The organism is Delftia sp. K82 (genome assembly GCF_002193035.1).
Taxonomy (GTDB): domain Bacteria; phylum Pseudomonadota; class Gammaproteobacteria; order Burkholderiales; family Burkholderiaceae_C; genus Comamonas; species Comamonas acidovorans.
On sequence record NZ_MYFL01000001.1, the window covers coordinates 810,272 to 824,743 of the forward strand.

At 67.3% G+C, this 14,472-nt stretch carries 13 protein-coding genes; 8 read left to right on the plus strand and 5 right to left on the minus strand.

Annotated elements, in window-relative coordinates; genetic code table 11:
- Window positions 1–287: 287 nt before the first annotated feature.
- From KDK82_RS03590 to KDK82_RS03600, 3 genes are all read left to right on the plus strand, one after another.
- Window positions 288–2,576, plus strand: coding sequence for a TonB-dependent hemoglobin/transferrin/lactoferrin family receptor (locus KDK82_RS03590; protein ID WP_088164035.1), 2,289 nt, complete (start codon window positions 288–290; stop codon window positions 2,574–2,576).
- Window positions 2,577–2,642: 66 nt separating this feature from the next.
- On the plus strand, window positions 2,643–3,014 hold the full coding sequence (locus KDK82_RS03595) for a hypothetical protein (RefSeq protein WP_230355027.1): 372 nt from the start codon (window positions 2,643–2,645) through the stop codon (window positions 3,012–3,014).
- On the plus strand, window positions 3,011–4,135 hold the full coding sequence (locus tag KDK82_RS03600; protein ID WP_088164037.1) for a hemin-degrading factor: 1,125 nt from the start codon (window positions 3,011–3,013) through the stop codon (window positions 4,133–4,135). Before KDK82_RS03595 ends, KDK82_RS03600 begins: the two co-directional genes overlap by 4 nt.
- 43 nt (window positions 4,136–4,178) lie before the next feature.
- Here the strand turns inward: KDK82_RS03600 and KDK82_RS03605 are convergent, their stop codons facing one another.
- Window positions 4,179–4,451, minus strand: coding sequence for a DUF2798 domain-containing protein (locus KDK82_RS03605; protein ID WP_088165426.1), 273 nt, complete (start codon window positions 4,449–4,451; stop codon window positions 4,179–4,181).
- Window positions 4,452–4,600: 149 nt separating this feature from the next.
- On the opposite strand from KDK82_RS03605, the gene KDK82_RS03610 reads away from it, so the two are divergent.
- On the plus strand, window positions 4,601–5,545 hold the full coding sequence (locus tag KDK82_RS03610; RefSeq protein WP_043819159.1) for a LysR family transcriptional regulator: 945 nt from the start codon (window positions 4,601–4,603) through the stop codon (window positions 5,543–5,545).
- A 15-nt stretch (window positions 5,546–5,560) separates the two neighbouring features.
- On the opposite strand, the gene KDK82_RS03615 is transcribed toward KDK82_RS03610, so the two are convergent.
- Window positions 5,561–6,382, minus strand: coding sequence for a pyruvate, water dikinase regulatory protein (locus KDK82_RS03615; protein ID WP_012206864.1), 822 nt, complete (start codon window positions 6,380–6,382; stop codon window positions 5,561–5,563).
- Between the two features lie 210 nt (window positions 6,383–6,592).
- Between KDK82_RS03615 and ppsA the strand changes: the two genes are divergently transcribed.
- The 4 genes from ppsA (at window position 6,593) to KDK82_RS03635 (ending at window position 12,185) form a co-directional block, all read left to right on the plus strand.
- Window positions 6,593–8,983: a phosphoenolpyruvate synthase gene (gene ppsA / locus KDK82_RS03620; protein WP_034396373.1), complete on the plus strand. Its 2,391-nt coding sequence runs from the start codon at window positions 6,593–6,595 to the stop codon at window positions 8,981–8,983.
- 17 nt (window positions 8,984–9,000) lie between these two features.
- Window positions 9,001–9,381, plus strand: a complete 381-nt coding sequence (locus KDK82_RS03625) for a DUF4212 domain-containing protein (protein ID WP_012206862.1) — start codon at window positions 9,001–9,003, stop codon at window positions 9,379–9,381.
- Window positions 9,374–11,473, plus strand: a complete 2,100-nt coding sequence (locus KDK82_RS03630) for a VC_2705 family sodium/solute symporter (RefSeq protein ID WP_088164038.1) — start codon at window positions 9,374–9,376, stop codon at window positions 11,471–11,473. The genes KDK82_RS03625 and KDK82_RS03630 overlap by 8 nt, the downstream gene beginning before the upstream one ends.
- A 187-nt stretch (window positions 11,474–11,660) precedes the next feature.
- Window positions 11,661–12,185 (plus strand): hypothetical protein, encoded by a 525-nt coding sequence (locus tag KDK82_RS03635; RefSeq protein WP_034396368.1) that lies wholly within the window; start codon window positions 11,661–11,663, stop codon window positions 12,183–12,185.
- 107 nt (window positions 12,186–12,292) lie between these two features.
- Here KDK82_RS03635 and KDK82_RS03640 read toward each other — a convergent pair whose 3' ends face one another.
- The 3 genes from KDK82_RS03640 to KDK82_RS03650 form a co-directional block, all read right to left on the minus strand.
- A complete protein-coding gene (locus tag KDK82_RS03640) occupies window positions 12,293–12,646 on the minus strand; it encodes an FKBP-type peptidyl-prolyl cis-trans isomerase (RefSeq protein ID WP_012206859.1) in 354 nt (117 codons plus the stop codon).
- Between the two features lie 109 nt (window positions 12,647–12,755).
- The gene (locus KDK82_RS03645) at window positions 12,756–13,061 is read right to left on the minus strand and encodes a helix-turn-helix domain-containing protein (RefSeq protein ID WP_012206858.1); all 306 of its coding nucleotides are present in this window, start codon (window positions 13,059–13,061) and stop codon (window positions 12,756–12,758) included.
- A 220-nt stretch (window positions 13,062–13,281) separates the two neighbouring features.
- Window positions 13,282–14,370, minus strand: a complete 1,089-nt coding sequence (locus tag KDK82_RS03650) for a tripartite tricarboxylate transporter substrate binding protein (RefSeq protein ID WP_043819155.1) — start codon at window positions 14,368–14,370, stop codon at window positions 13,282–13,284.
- Window positions 14,371–14,472: the final 102 nt, after the last annotated feature.

Genomic DNA, 14,472 nt, shown 5'->3' on the forward strand with positions numbered 1-14,472 from the left:
GGCGCAGCAAGGGGAGGGTGGGGGCTATTTTTCATGCCCGCGTCTTCAGGCGCGGGCCTTGTCGCTGTGGGTGTCGCACAGATAGCTGCCTGGCGGCACGCGGCGCCAGCAGGGTTTGTTCCGGGGACCATGCGCCAGATCAAATCAATAAATGAGAACTATTCGCATATAATTTTTCTTCATCCAGCCAGCACATGACGCGCCAACGGCTGGCGGGCCACCCGCCAGCTGCTGCAAGCAGAAGCCAGCTCTCGCACATCCATGTTGATCAGAGAGAGGGCTTCGCAATGGCTTACGACTTCGCAATGCAATCAAGCGCCCGGCGGGCGCGCCATCCCCTGGCCGCCGCCTGCGCGCTGCTGTGCGCCTCCGCTGCCCTGGCCCAGGAGCCGGGGCAGGCCGCCGCAGACGCCGCAAACGTTGCAAACGCCGGAGATGCCGACACGCAATTGCTGGCGCAGGCCGCGTCCGGGGCACGGACCCGTGCCCCGGCCCTCAAGGAGATGGTGATCAGCGCCTCGCGCGAGGTGCAGGACCCTGACACCCTGCCCATGAGCATCGACGTGATCGACGCCGGCCGCATGGAACGCGAGCAGGCCAGCGACATCCGCGAGATGGTCAACCTCCTGTCCAATGTCGAAGTGCCTCGCGCCCCGGCGCGCTTCTCGCTGGCGACCTCGTCGGCCGGGCGTGACCAGAACAGCGGCTTCAACATCCGTGGCCTGGATGGCAACCGCGTGCTCATGCTGGTCGATGGCGTGCGCCTGCCGCGCAGCTACAGCTTCAGCGCCAACAGCTTCGGCCGCGACTACCTGGATCTGGGCCTGGTGCAGCGCGTGGAAATCCTGCGCGGCTCCACGCCCGCGCTGTATGGATCGGACGGCATGGGCGGCCTGGTCAACTTCGTGACCGTGCAGCCAGACGATCTGCTGGGCAAGGACAAGCGCATCGCCGGCCGCGTGGCTGCCGGCTATGACGGCTCGGACAACGGCCGCAAGCTGGGCGCCACCGTGGCGGGCCGTGCCAGCCCCGAATGGGCATGGCTGTTGTCGGCGGGCCTGGGCCGCTCGCACGCGCTGGAGAACATGGGCACGAACAACGTGACGGGCGCGGCGCGCACCACGCCCAATCCCGAGAAAGACCGCAGCGAATCGCTGATGGGTCGCCTGGTCTTCACGCCCAGCGCCGTGCAAAAGCATGTCTTCACCTTCGAGAACGTGGACAAGCGCGCCGACTACGCCCTGCTGTCCGCGCGCTCGGCCACCGTGGCCAATTCCGACTCGCGCACCGACATGAAGCGCTGGCGGGCCAGCTGGCAGGGCCAGTGGCAGCAACTGGGCACGGCGCTGGCCGACGAACTGCAGCTGATGGCCAGCTACCAGAAGTCCGACGCGCGCGAATTCGTCACCGAGACGCGCATCGGCCTGCCCTACCGCGAGCGCGACGTGACCTATGACGAGGACGCGATCCAGCTGCACGCACAGGCCAGCCGCCTGCTGCGCTGGAGTTCTTCGGCCAGTGGCAAGTTCACCTACGGGCTGGACTACCTCCGCAACAAGGTGGTCAACGCGCAAAACGGCATCACGCCGCCCGTGGGCGAGAGCTTCCCGCTCAAGCGCTTCCCCGACACCACCGAAAGCGCCACCGCCCTGTTCGCCCAGGCCGAACTGCACAGCGGCCCCTGGAGCGTGACCCCGGGCCTGCGCGCCGAGCACTACAGCATCAAGCCCCGGCAGAACGGCTTTGTGCCCACCGTGGTCAGTAACTCCGACTCCGCGCTCTCGCCCAAGCTGGGCGTGATGCTGCAGGCCAGCCCGGTCTGGTCGGTCTACGGCAACTACGCGGCGGGCTTCCGGGCGCCCAACGCCGGGCAGATCAATGCCTTCTTCGAGAACCCGGTGGCGTTCTACCGGAACATTCCCAACCCCAATCTGCGGCCCGAAAAGAGCCAGACCTTCGAGCTGGGCCTGCGTGGGCGCATGGACAGGCTGCGCCTGGACGCCGCCGTGTTCACGGGGCGCTACAAGGACTTCATCGTTGACCAGCAACTGGTTGCGGGCGAGCCCGGCAATCGGGCCAACCCCGCCATCTACCAGTCCATCAACGTGGGCCGCGCCCGCATCAGCGGCTTCGAACTCAAGGCCGACTACGACTGGGGCCGCTGGGCCGGTGGCGACTGGCAGACGCGCCTGGCCTACGGGTACACCGACGGCAAGGACACCCAGACCGACAAGCCGCTGGACACCATCTCGCCCCAGCAACTGGTGCTGGGCGTGCGCTATGAGCGCTCTGCCGTGGGCGTGCAGTTCAACGTCTCGCACTGGAGTGGCAAGAAGGCCGGCGACGTGTCCAACGGCAGCGCCGCCTGGCTCAGCCCCTCGGCCACCGTGGCCGACCTGAGCGCCCAGTGGCGCATACGCCCCGACCTGCGCCTGAACGCCGGCATCTACAACCTGACCGACAAGAAGTACTGGCGCTGGGCCGATGTGCGCGGCCTGGCTGCCAACACGGCGATTGCCGACGCCTACAGCCAGCCCGGCCGCCATGTGCGGGTGTCGATGGTCAAGGATTTCTGAAGCATGCGCCTGTGGCGCGGGCGCATGCATGTGCAACGCTGCCAACTGAAACGCAAGGAGAACCCCATGCATCCATCAAAGAGTGAGAGCCTTGCCCAGGACGAGGAATACCTGCTGCCTGAGAACGAGGCCGCGCTGGCTGCCACGCTGGCCCTGATGACCGGCTTCGGCCATGGCTGCTGCGACACCCATAGGCCGGCCATGGCCGCCCGGGTGGCCGAGCAGCTCGAAAACCTGGCCTGCGCGGGCGGCTTGTCCCATGACATGCGCGCCCTGCTGGGGCGGCTGCAGCAACGCTGGCAGGCAGTGGCCGATGCGGACGCGCCGTCGCGCTCGCACCGCGCCGTGTCCGAGGCCGGAGTGTCCCTGCCTGGAGCCCATGCAGCCCAGCCGGTGCCCCATGCGCTCTGGCACGCACCGCTGGACACCCTGCAATGAGCAGCGCCGTCCACGATGCCGAGGAGGGCGGGCTCCTGATTCCCGTCGATGCTCCCGCAGTCCGCCAGCGCTTTGCGCGGGCGCGCCAGGGTGGCCTGCGCGCCAAGGAGGCCGCCGATTCCCTGGGCCTGCCGGAAGGCGCCGCCATTGCCGCGCATGCGGGCCAGCACGAGGGCAGCCTCCAGGCCGTGCCGCTGCGCGCCGAATGGCTGGCCATCCTGAAGGGCTTGCAGGACTGCGGCCCCGTGATGGCGCTGACGCGCAACGAGTCCACGGTCCACGAAAAGACCGGGGTCTACCAGAAGCTTTCGGCCAACGGCGGCGTGGGCCTTGCCCTGGGCCGCGACATCGACCTGCGAATGTTCTTTGCCCAATGGCATGCCGGCTATGCCGTGACCGAGCAGCCTGCCCAGGCCGGCAGGCCAGCCATGCGCAGCCTGCAGTTCTTCAATGCGCAGGGCCGTGCCGTGCACAAGGTCCATGCGCGCGAGTCCACCGACCTGCAGGCGTGGGAGGCGCTGGTGCAGCGTTTCGCCGAGCCCAGCGCTGGTTACCTGTTCCGCCATGCCCGCCCGCGTGCGCTGCCGCAGGCCGACGAGGCCATCGACGTGCCCGGCCTGAGCACGGCCTGGGCCGCCATGCAGGACACGCATGAATTCTTCGATCTGCTGCGCCGGTTTGGCGCCGAGCGCCAGCAGGCCTTCCGCCTGGTGCCCAGCCACTGCGCGCGGCTGGCGCCCGAGTCCGTGGCCCAGTTGCTGGGCGATGCGGCTGTGGACGGCCTGCCCATCATGGTCTTCGTGGACAGCGGCGGCTGCATACAGATCCACACCGGCCCCGTGCACAACATCCAGCCCATGGACACGCCCGGCGGCGCACAGTGGATCAATGTCATGGACCCGGATTTCAACCTGCATCTGCGCTGCGACCTGATCGCCAGCGTCTGGGCCGTGCAAAAGCCCACGGCCGATGGCGTGGTCACCTCGGTCGAGGCCTTCGATGCCCAGGGCGACCTGATGGCCATGTTCTTTGGCGAGCGCAAGCCGGGCCGGGCCGAGCTGCCGGGTTGGCGCGAACTGGTGGCAGGCCTGCCGCGCTTGGCAGCGCAGGCGCTGGCCTGAACGCACCCCTGAAAACAAAGATCCGGCCCTGCGTCGGGCCGCGTCAGAGATGCACGGTGGCGGCCACCAGCCTGCCTACCAGCGGACGCACCACCATCACGCAGACAAAGGCCACGGGCATGGCCAGCACATAGGCCTGCATCACGCGCTGCAGGTAGTCGGCGCCCAGGCCGCTGTTGGCGCCGACGATGGCGCAGCACATCAGAAACGCCATGATGGCCGACATGTAGAAGGCAAAGACGATGGGCGCGAAGCGGCGGTGCAGCTTGCGGCTGCGGGGGGCTGCAGTGGAAATTGAGGCAGAGGTAGAAGGCATGGACACGGATCCGGTCAGGCCGCTTGTCGATTCGATTCGGCGCGGCAAGTGCACGACTGTAGGCAAGGCCCGTGCTGCCGTGTAGAGGGCCGCAGCTTGGTGCACTCGTAAGCTATATTGATGAATCCATTTTTCATCCATAGTTTTCTGTGCCTAATCTGCGATCCATCGAGACCTTCGTCAAAGCCCTGGAAGGCGGCTCCATTGCCTCGGCTGCACGCCAGCTGGGCATTTCTCCGGCGGCGGCCAGCCAGAACATCGCCCGGCTGGAGCGCGAGCTGGGCACGCGGCTGATCACGCGCACCACGCGATCCATGGCGTTGACCGAGGCGGGCGAGCGCTATCTGGCGCGCGTGGGCCCCGTGCTGCAGGAATTGGAAAAAGCGCAATCCGACCTGTCCCAGCTGCACGGCGAGTTGCAGGGCCGGCTGCGCATCGCCTGCATGGCAGCCTTTGGCCGCCATGTGCTGGCGCCGCTGCTGCCGGCCTTTGCCGCGCAGCATCCCCGGCTGGAGCTGGAGTTGCTGGTGGTGGACCGGCAGGTGGATGTGCTCAAGGAAGATGTGGACATCAGCGTGCGTTACCGCGATGTGCTGGAGCCCGGCATGGCCGTGCGCCAGCTGGCGGCCGTGCCGCGCGTGCTGTGTGCATCACCGGCCTATCTGCAGGCCCATGGCAGGCCACGGACGGCCCAGGATCTGCTGGACCATGCCTGCCTGCTGTACCGGCGCGAGGCCGATGGCCGTTTCATGCGCTGGCCGTTTTCACGCGACGGCAAGCGAGTGGACCCGCAGCTGCGCGTGACCGCCATCGCCAGCGATGTCGATGCACTCACCGAAATGGCCGTGGCCGGTGGCGGCATCGTCTGGATCGGCAGCTTCATTGCCCACCGCTACATGCGCGAAGGACTGCTGCAGCCGCTGGCCCTGGGCCCGGCGCGCAAGGGGCAGCTGCATTTCGAGGACACCACGCTGGATTTCTTCGCCTGCTTTCGCGACCGCCAGTACGTGCCGACCAAGGTGCGTGCCCTGGTGGACTACCTGGTCGAGACGCTGCCGCAGCAGCCCATGCTGCGCTGGAATGTACCGGCCTGAGCAGCGCAGGGGAGGCTAGTGCCCCAGGTGCTGGGGCAGCACCTCCTGCAGGATGGTGGTGGCGATTTCCTCGATGGACTTGGTCGTGCTCGACAGCCACGGTATGCCGCTGCGGCGCATCATGGATTCGGCCTCGGCCACCTCGTAGCGGCAATTGACGAGGCTGGCGTACTTGGAGTCGGGCCGGCGTTCGTTGCGGATGCTGGACAGGCGCTGCGGATCGATGGTCAGGCCGAACAGCTTCTTGCGCGAGGGCACCAGGGCGGGCGGCAGCTGCTTGCGCTCGAAATCCTCGGGGATCAGCGGGTAGTTGGCCACCTTGAGGCCGAACTGCATGGCCAGGTACAAGCTGGTGGGGGTCTTGCCGCTGCGCGAGACGCCGACCAAGATCACGTCGGCGCCCGTCAGGTCCTGGTGGGTCTGGCCGTCGTCATGGGCCAGCGTGTAGTTGATGGCCTCCATGCGCTCCAGGTATTCCTTGCTCTCGCTGATGTCGGCGAAGCGGCCCACGCGGTGCAGCGATTTCTGGCCCAGCTCCAGCTCCAGCGGCCGCACGAAGGTGCCGAACATGTCGAATACCTTGCCCTTGCACTGGCTCTCGATCAGGTCGAGCATGTCCTGGTTGACCAGGGTGGTGAAGACGATGGGCTTGTGGCTTTCCGACTCGGCCACATGGTTGATCTGGCGCACTGCCTGGTGCACCTTGTCCATGGTGTCCACGAAGGGGATGCGGACCAGGCGCGACTTGGTGTCGAACTGGGCCATGATGGCCGTGCCGAAGGTCTCGGCTGTAATGCCAGTGCCATCGGAGATGACGAAGATGGTGTGGGTGTGCATGGTGGTCGGACTCTGGACAGGGGGGGCTGCCGTCGGTTCACGGCAAACGCCTACAATGGCGCCCATTATTCCCAATTTCCCATCCATGCTCGCTGCCGGCCTCCAACCAGAACAGCAAAGCCTCGCGCATGCCTGCGTGGATGGATCGACCGTGCCCGGCTTTGGCAGCCGGGGCGGCGCACGACGGTTTTCAACTTCTGGAGCTTTCCCATGTCTCAACTGTTCGAGGCCACCGCCCTCGTCGTTCCGTTTGAACAACTGAGGATGACCGATGTCGAGTCCGTAGGCGGCAAGAACGCCTCGCTCGGCGAAATGATCTCGCAGCTGCCGCAAGGCGTGCGCGTTCCCACGGGCTTTGCCACCACGGCCCATGCCTTCCGCCAGTTCCTGGCCCACGACGGCCTGGCCGACAAGATCAGCGCCAAGCTGGCTGCCCTTGATGTGGAAGATGTCCGCGCCCTGGCCCAGGTCGGTGCCGAAATCCGTGCCCTGGTCGAGAACCAGCCCTTCCCGGCCGATCTGGAGCAGGCCATCCGCGAGGAATTCGTGCGCCTGCAGGGCGGCAACGAGGCGGCCTCGTTCGCCGTGCGCTCCTCGGCCACGGCCGAAGACCTGCCCGACGCTTCGTTCGCCGGCCAGCAGGAAACCTTCCTGAACGTGGTGGGCATCGAGTCGGTGCTGCACAAGATGAAGGAAGTCTTCGCCTCGCTGTACAACGACCGCGCCATCTCCTACCGCGTGCACAAGGGCTTTGCCCACGACGTGGTGGCCCTGTCGGCCGGCGTGCAGCGCATGGTGCGTTCCGACCTGGGCGCGGCCGGCGTGATGTTCACCATCGACACCGAATCGGGCTTCGAGGACGTGGTCTTCATCACCTCCAGCTATGGCCTGGGCGAGACCGTGGTGCAGGGCGCCGTCAATCCTGACGAGTTCTATGTGCACAAGCCCATGCTCAAGGCCGGCAAGAAGGCCCTGATCCGCCGCAACCTGGGCTCCAAGCTGATCCAGATGGTCTTTGCCTCGCCCGAGGAAAAGGCCGCCAGCGGCAAGCTGGTCAAGACCACCGACGTGGCCCATGAGCTGCGCAACCGCTACTCGCTGTCCGATGAGGACGTGCAGCAGCTGGCCCACTATGCCCTGGTCATCGAGCAGCACTATGGCCGCCCCATGGACATCGAGTGGGGCAAGGACGGCACGGACGGCCAGCTCTACATCCTGCAGGCCCGCCCCGAGACCGTGAAAAGCCAGGCCAAGGGCCAGGCCGAGCAGCGCTACGCCCTCAAGGGCACGGGCAATGTGCTGGCCGAAGGCCGCGCCATTGGCCAGAAGATCGGCACGGGCCCCGTGCGCCTGGTCAATGACATCGCCAACATGGACCAGGTCCAGCCCGGCGACGTGCTGGTGACCGACATGACCGATCCCAACTGGGAGCCGGTGATGAAGCGCGCCTCGGCCATCGTCACCAACCGTGGCGGCCGTACCTGCCACGCGGCCATCATTGCGCGCGAACTGGGCATTCCGGCCGTGGTCGGCTGTGGCAATGCCACCGACCTGCTCAAGGACGGCACCCTGGTCACCGTCAGCTGCGCCGAAGGCGATACCGGCAAGATCTACGACGGCCTGATCGAGACCGAGATCACCGAAGTGCAGCGTGGCGAGATGCCCGCCATCAAGACCAAGATCATGATGAACGTGGGCAACCCCCAGCTGGCCTTCGACTTCGCCCAGCTGCCCAACGAGGGCGTGGGCCTGGCCCGCCTGGAGTTCATCATCAACAACAACATCGGCGTGCACCCCAAGGCCATCCTGGACTACCCCGCCGTCGATGCCGACCTCAAGAAGGCCGTCGAATCCGTGGCCCGCGGCCATGCTTCGCCCCGTGCCTTCTATGTGGACAAGGTTGCCGAAGGCGTGGCCACGATTGCCGCCGCCTTCTGGCCCAAGCCCGTCATCGTGCGCATGTCGGACTTCAAGTCCAACGAGTACCGCAAGCTCATCGGCGGCAGCCGCTACGAGCCCGAGGAAGAGAACCCCATGCTGGGCTTCCGTGGCGCCGCGCGCTACATCTCCGAGGACTTCGGCGAGGCCTTCCGCATGGAGTGCGAGGCACTGCGCCGCGTGCGCGAGGACATGGGCCTGACCAACGTGCAGATCATGATTCCCTTCGTGCGCACGCTCAAGCAGGCCGAGCGCGTCACCCAGCTGCTGGCGGCCAACGGCCTCAAGCGCGGCGACAACGAACTCAAGCTCATCATGATGTGCGAGGTGCCCTCCAACGCCATCCTGGCGGACGAGTTCCTCGAGTTCTTCGACGGCTTCTCCATCGGCTCCAACGACCTGACCCAGCTGACGCTGGGCCTGGACCGCGACTCCGGCCTGGAGCTGCTGGCTGCCGACTTCGACGAGCGCGACCCGGCCGTGCGCAAGATGCTGTCGCGCGCCATCAAGGCCTGCCTGGACCAGGGCAAGTACGTGGGCATCTGCGGCCAGGGCCCTTCGGACCACCCGGACTTCGCCCAATGGCTGGCTGACGAAGGCATTGCCTCCATCTCGCTGAATCCCGACAGCGTGGTCGCCACCTGGCAGCGCCTGGCGCAGTAAGGGCTGGCAGCGTCGCCATGCATACGCCGAAAGCGCACTTGCATGACGACGCGGTCGGGGGACCGTCCGAAGGCGAGACCTTCGCCCCCGACCTGCACGACATCCGCCATCTGTGGCTCAAGGCCGTGCTGTTCGCGGTCTGGGTCGCCGTCTCCTTTGGCGCCTGCTACTACGCGCGTGACCTGCAGGCGCTGATGCCGGACTGGCCGCTGGCCTACTGGTTCGCGGCCCAGGGGGCAGTCCTGATGTTCCTGGCCATCGTCATCGTCTATTGTCTGTCCATGGACCATTTCGAGCGCCGCGAGGCCCGGGCCGCTTTTGCGACGGCACCGGCTCCCGCATCCCCATCGGCCGATACGCAACCGTCCGCACCGCCATCGCCTCCCGGCCATGGCTGAGCGAGCACCGCTGACGGCGGCCTCCCACTCCTCCCACTGGCGGCTGCACCGCATCGTGGCCCTGTACACGCTCGGCGTGCTCGGCTTTCTGGCCCTCATGTTCTGGGCCGAGCAGCAAGGCCTGTCGCGCCACTGGATAGGCCCCATCTTCCTGTTCTTCACCGTCATGGTCTATGCGGCCATCGGCGTGTACCTGCGCACCAGCGACCCCGAGGAGTACTACGTCGCGGGCCGGCGCATTCCGCCCTTCTACAACGGCATGGCGGCTGCGGCGGACTGGGTCAGCGCGGCCTCGTTCATCAGCCTGTCGGGGGCGCTGTACCTGCAGGGCTTTGCCGGCGTGCCGGGCCAGGCCGGCGGACTGGCCTACCTGCTGGGCTGGACGGGCGGCTTTTGCCTGGTTGCCATGCTGATCGCGCCGCACCTGCGGGCGATGAAGCTCTACACCATTCCCGATTTCTTCCAGCAGCGCTACGGCGGGCGCTGGCCGCGCGTGATCGCGGCGCTGGCGGCCGTGATCTGCTCGTTCACCTATGTGGTGGCGCAGATCTACGGCGTGGGGCTGATCGCCTCGCGGCTGACGGGCGTGCAGTTCGAGATCGGCATCATGCTGGGCCTGGGCGGCGTGCTGCTGTGCTCCTTCCTGGGCGGCATGCGCGCCATCACCTGGACCCAGGTCGCGCAGTACGTGGTGATCCTGCTGGCCTTTCTGATCCCCGTGTCCTGGCTGGCCTACCGGCAGATGGGCAATCCCGTGGCACCGCTGGCCTATACGGCCCAGCTCAGCCAGATTGCGGAGATGGAGCAGCGCCTGCTGGACTCGCCGGCCGAGCAGGAGGTGATCGCCGCCTACCGCCTGCGCGCCGAGGTGCTGGAGGACAAGCTCAAGGACGTGCCGCGCGTTCTGGCCGCCGAGCGCCAGGCGCTGGCCGAGCGCATACGCGATCTGCGCACGCGCAGCGGCGATATCGGCGCCATCATGGCCGCCAGCCGCGAACTGGCCGCCATGCCGCGCGACGAAGCCGCCGCGCGCGCGCTGTGGACACGCCAGCTGCAGGAAATGCGCGAGCGCGAGAAGCCGCTGGGCGGCATTCCGCTGCACAGCCTGCCATTCGCCGGCAACCCCGACGGATCGCCCCAGGAGCAGCAGATCTACGAGGACAGCCGGCGCAACTTCCTGGCTCTGATGTTCTGCCTCATGGCCGGCACGGCCGGCCTGCCGCATTTGCTCACGCGCTACTACACGGCGCCCTCGGTGTCGGGGGCGCGGGCCTCGGTGGGCTGGACGCTGTTCTTCATCGGCGTGCTGTACATGAGCGCGCCGGCCCTGGCCGTGCTGGTCAAGTTCGAGGTCATGAACAACCTCGTGGGCATCCGCTTTGACGAGCTGCCCAACTGGATGGCGCAGTGGGCCCGGGTGGATGCCTCCTTGCTGGCCGTGGAGGATGTCAACGGCGACGGCGTGCTGCAGTTCGGCGAGATCCGCATGGGCGCCGACCTCATCATGCTGGCCACGCCCGAGCTGGGCGGCATGCCCTACGTGGTCTCCGGCCTGGTGGCGGCCGGCGGCCTGGCTGCGGCGCTGTCCACGGCCGATGGACTGCTGCTGACCATCAGCAACGCGCTGGTGCGCGACCTGTACTTTCGCGAGCGCCGCCGCCGCGCCTCGCCCGAGCAGCGCGTGATCCTGTCCAAGTTCGCGCTGCTGGTGATGGCGCTGTCGGCCGCCTTCGTGGCCTCGCGCCGTTCCTCGGACATCCTGCCCATGGTCACGGCATCGTTCTCGCTGGCGGCCTCGGCCTTCGTGCCGGCCATGGTGCTGGGCATCTTCTGGCGTGGCACCACGCGCCGGGGCGCCGTGGCCGGCATGCTGGCCGGGCTGGGCGTCACGCTGTACTACATGGTCTCGCATGTGCCGGCACTGCAGCCCGTGCTGCCCGAAGCACTGCACGCGCGCCTGTGGTGGGGCATACAGCCGATTTCATCGGGCGTCTTCGGCGTGCCGGCCGGCCTGTTGGTGACCTGGCTGGTCAGCTGCCTGGACCCGCGCCGCCGGGCCCCGGCGCGTTCCGTGCCCGCAAAAGCGCCCTGACGGGCAGAGGCCGCCGGGCGGGAGGATGGCCATTTTCTGCCCCGTTTTTGCGCTTTTGGCAGATCTGGATCATTGCCGGCCCCACTGAAGCCCGTGCGTGCTGGAAAACCCGCTTTTGGGAGCCGGAGGCTCATGACACGCTGCGAGCCGTGTCCGATCCGATCCCTTGCAGAGAATCCCGTCCGCCATGCATTTTGTGAAAACGTCCGCCGGCCAACAGGCATTCAAGGAACGCCATGCCGATCTCTCGCCCCGGTTGCGCTCGGCCTTTTTGCTGTTTGACGGGCAGCGCAGCCTGGCGCAGGTGCTGCAGGCCGTGGCCGGAATGGGCGTGACGCAGGACGAGATCCTGGCGCTGGTGGAGCGCGAATGGCTGGCACCGCGCGACGCGGCCGAGCCCCGGCTGGGCGTGGTGGCCGTCGCGGTGCCTTCGGTCCCTGCCGCGCCTGCTGCAGCGGTTTCGTCCACGGATTCGGCAGGCGATGCCCCCGCGCAGTCCGAGCCATCGCTGGCCGTGCGCTATCGCAACGCCTATCCGCTGGCCGTGGCCATCACGGCCAACCTGGGCCTGAAGGGGTTCCGGCTCAACCTTGCCGTGGAAGCGGCCATGGGCTACGACCAGCTGGTGGCGCTGGCGCCGCGCCTGCGCGAGGCGGCCAGTCCTGCCAGCTACCTGCCGCTGCACGAGGCGCTGTTCGGCAAGGCACCTTGAATGAGGAATGGCTCCCACGCGCCCCGAGAGGGTTTGGGGCGGCCCGTCCATGAAAAAGGGCAAGGCACCTTCGCGCCTTGCCCTTGCATGAACCTGTGGATGCAGGCTCAGACGGCCAGCAGCTCCACGTCGAACTTCAGCGTGGCGTTGGGGGGGATCACGCCGCCGGCGCCGCGGGCGCCATAGCCCAGCTCGGCCGGGATGATCAGGGTGCGCTGGCCGCCCACCTTCATGCCTTGCACGCCTTCGTCCCAGCCCTTGATCACCATGCCGCCGCCCAGGGGGAAGACGAAGGGATCGTTGCGGTCCTTGCTGGAGTCGAACTTGGCGCCCTGCACGCCGTTGTTGTAGAGCCAGCCCGTGTAGTGCACGGTCACGCTGCGGCCGCGCTGGGCTTCGGCGCCGTCGCCCACGACGGTGTCTTCATACTGCAGGCCGGATGCGGTGGTGGTGAAAGCCATGGTGGTATTCCTTGAGAGAGAAACGGTAGGGGGAAAGGAGACGACCCGGCGGGCCGGAGGCCCTGCGCGGGAAGAGGCCGTGGCGCCTGGTGCCGCGCCCGGCCTGACATCACTTCTTGGCGCGCGCGGCCACCCAGCGGTTGGCAAAGGCCTGCACATCGGACAGGCGCTTGAGCAGGTCCTGGCCGGCCAGCGTCACGGTGTAGCCGTCGGAGCCATGCTCCAGCAGCCCGCACTCGCGCAGCTCCTTGATGCGGGTGTTCAGCGTGTTGGGCGTGATGCCGCCCACGCTGTCTTGCAGCAGTCGAAAGGTCTGAGGATGGCCGTCACGCAGCGCCCACAGCACGCGCAACGCGTAGCGGCATTCGAGTTTCTCGAACAGCTGGTTGATGGCGGCGTTTTCCTTGGAGCTCATGACGCTTCTCCTTGCGCAATGGTGTGGGTGAGCCGGCGGGTGCGTCCGGGTGGGACGCGCGCCGAGCCAAGTCCCGGGGAACTATAGCTCTGGATCCATTCTGCTACAAGTTTGGTAGCTCAAAACCCACAGCGGCAATGCCCCACGCTAGAGGAATACGCGTATGACCAAGCCAGTGTTGCAGGCCCGCCACGTGGTCTGCCCGCTGCGCGGCGGTTTCTCAGCTCTTGAGTTTGAGCAGATAGGTCATCACGCTGGCCGTGGTGTGCTCCAGCTCCAGAAAGCCGTTGAAATCGCGGCCCGCCTGCCAGGAAGGCTCCCAGCGGTTCTGGCGCAGGGCGCGTTGCCAGCTCTCGTGCTGCGTGGCCTGCTCCACGGCGCCCAGCAGGGCCTGGGCACGTGCGGCGCTGACCTGCTTGCCGGTGAAGACGGCGCGCCAGTTGGCCATGTCCGCATCCAGCCCCTGCTCGCGGAACGAGGGCAGGCCGAACAGGCTGCGGCGCGAGGACACGCCGATGGCGCGCAGCTTGCCGCTGGCCAGCGCTTCGCTGAACTCGCTGTAGCCGGACACGCCCATGCGCGCATCGCCCTTGAGCAAGGCCTCCACCACCTGGGCGCCGCCAGGAAAGGGCTTGTAGACCAGTTGCTCGGGCGCCGCCTTGGCCGCGCGCGTGAGCAGGCCGGCGAACATGTGGTCCACGCCACCGGCCGAGCCACCCGCAAAAGACTGGTGGGCCAGGTCGCTGCGCAGCGCAGCCACCAGGTCCTTGGCATTGCGGATGGGGGAGTCGGCCGGTACGGCCACGACCAGGTAATCGCTGGTCAGGCGGGCAATCGGCTGCACATGCGACATGTTGACGGCCGGCTTTTGCAGTGCCACCGCACCGACCATCACCATGCCGCCGATCAGCAAGGCGTCGGGGTCCTTGCCATGGCGCTCGGCAAACTGGGCCAGGCCGATGGTGCCTCCCTTGCCGCCTACGTTTTCATACTCCACGCGCTCGGCCGCGCCGCTGGCCACCAGCGCCGCGCCCAGCGCGCGGCCGGTCTGGTCCCAGCCGCCGCCGGCATTGGCCGGAATGACGATGCGCAGGCTGGTCGCCACGCGCTGGGCGCTGCCGGCAGCCCGTGGCGCATGGGCTGCAGGTGCTGCCGCTGGCGGTGCGGCATGGGCCAGAGGAGAGCACAGCATGGCCAGGGCAGCGCCCTGGGCCAGCATCTGGCGGCGGTTCTGGCGCGTTCCATCGGCGGTATGGGCGGCGGTATGGGCGGCGTTGGCGGCGGTTTGCGAAAAGCTCGGAAGGCGCATGCAGTCTCCAATCGGGTTCGCGCGCCATTGTGGGCGCAAATGAATCAGAAAAGCAGATTATGTAAGCATGTGCGTCAGCTGCTTGACACAACACAGTACAGC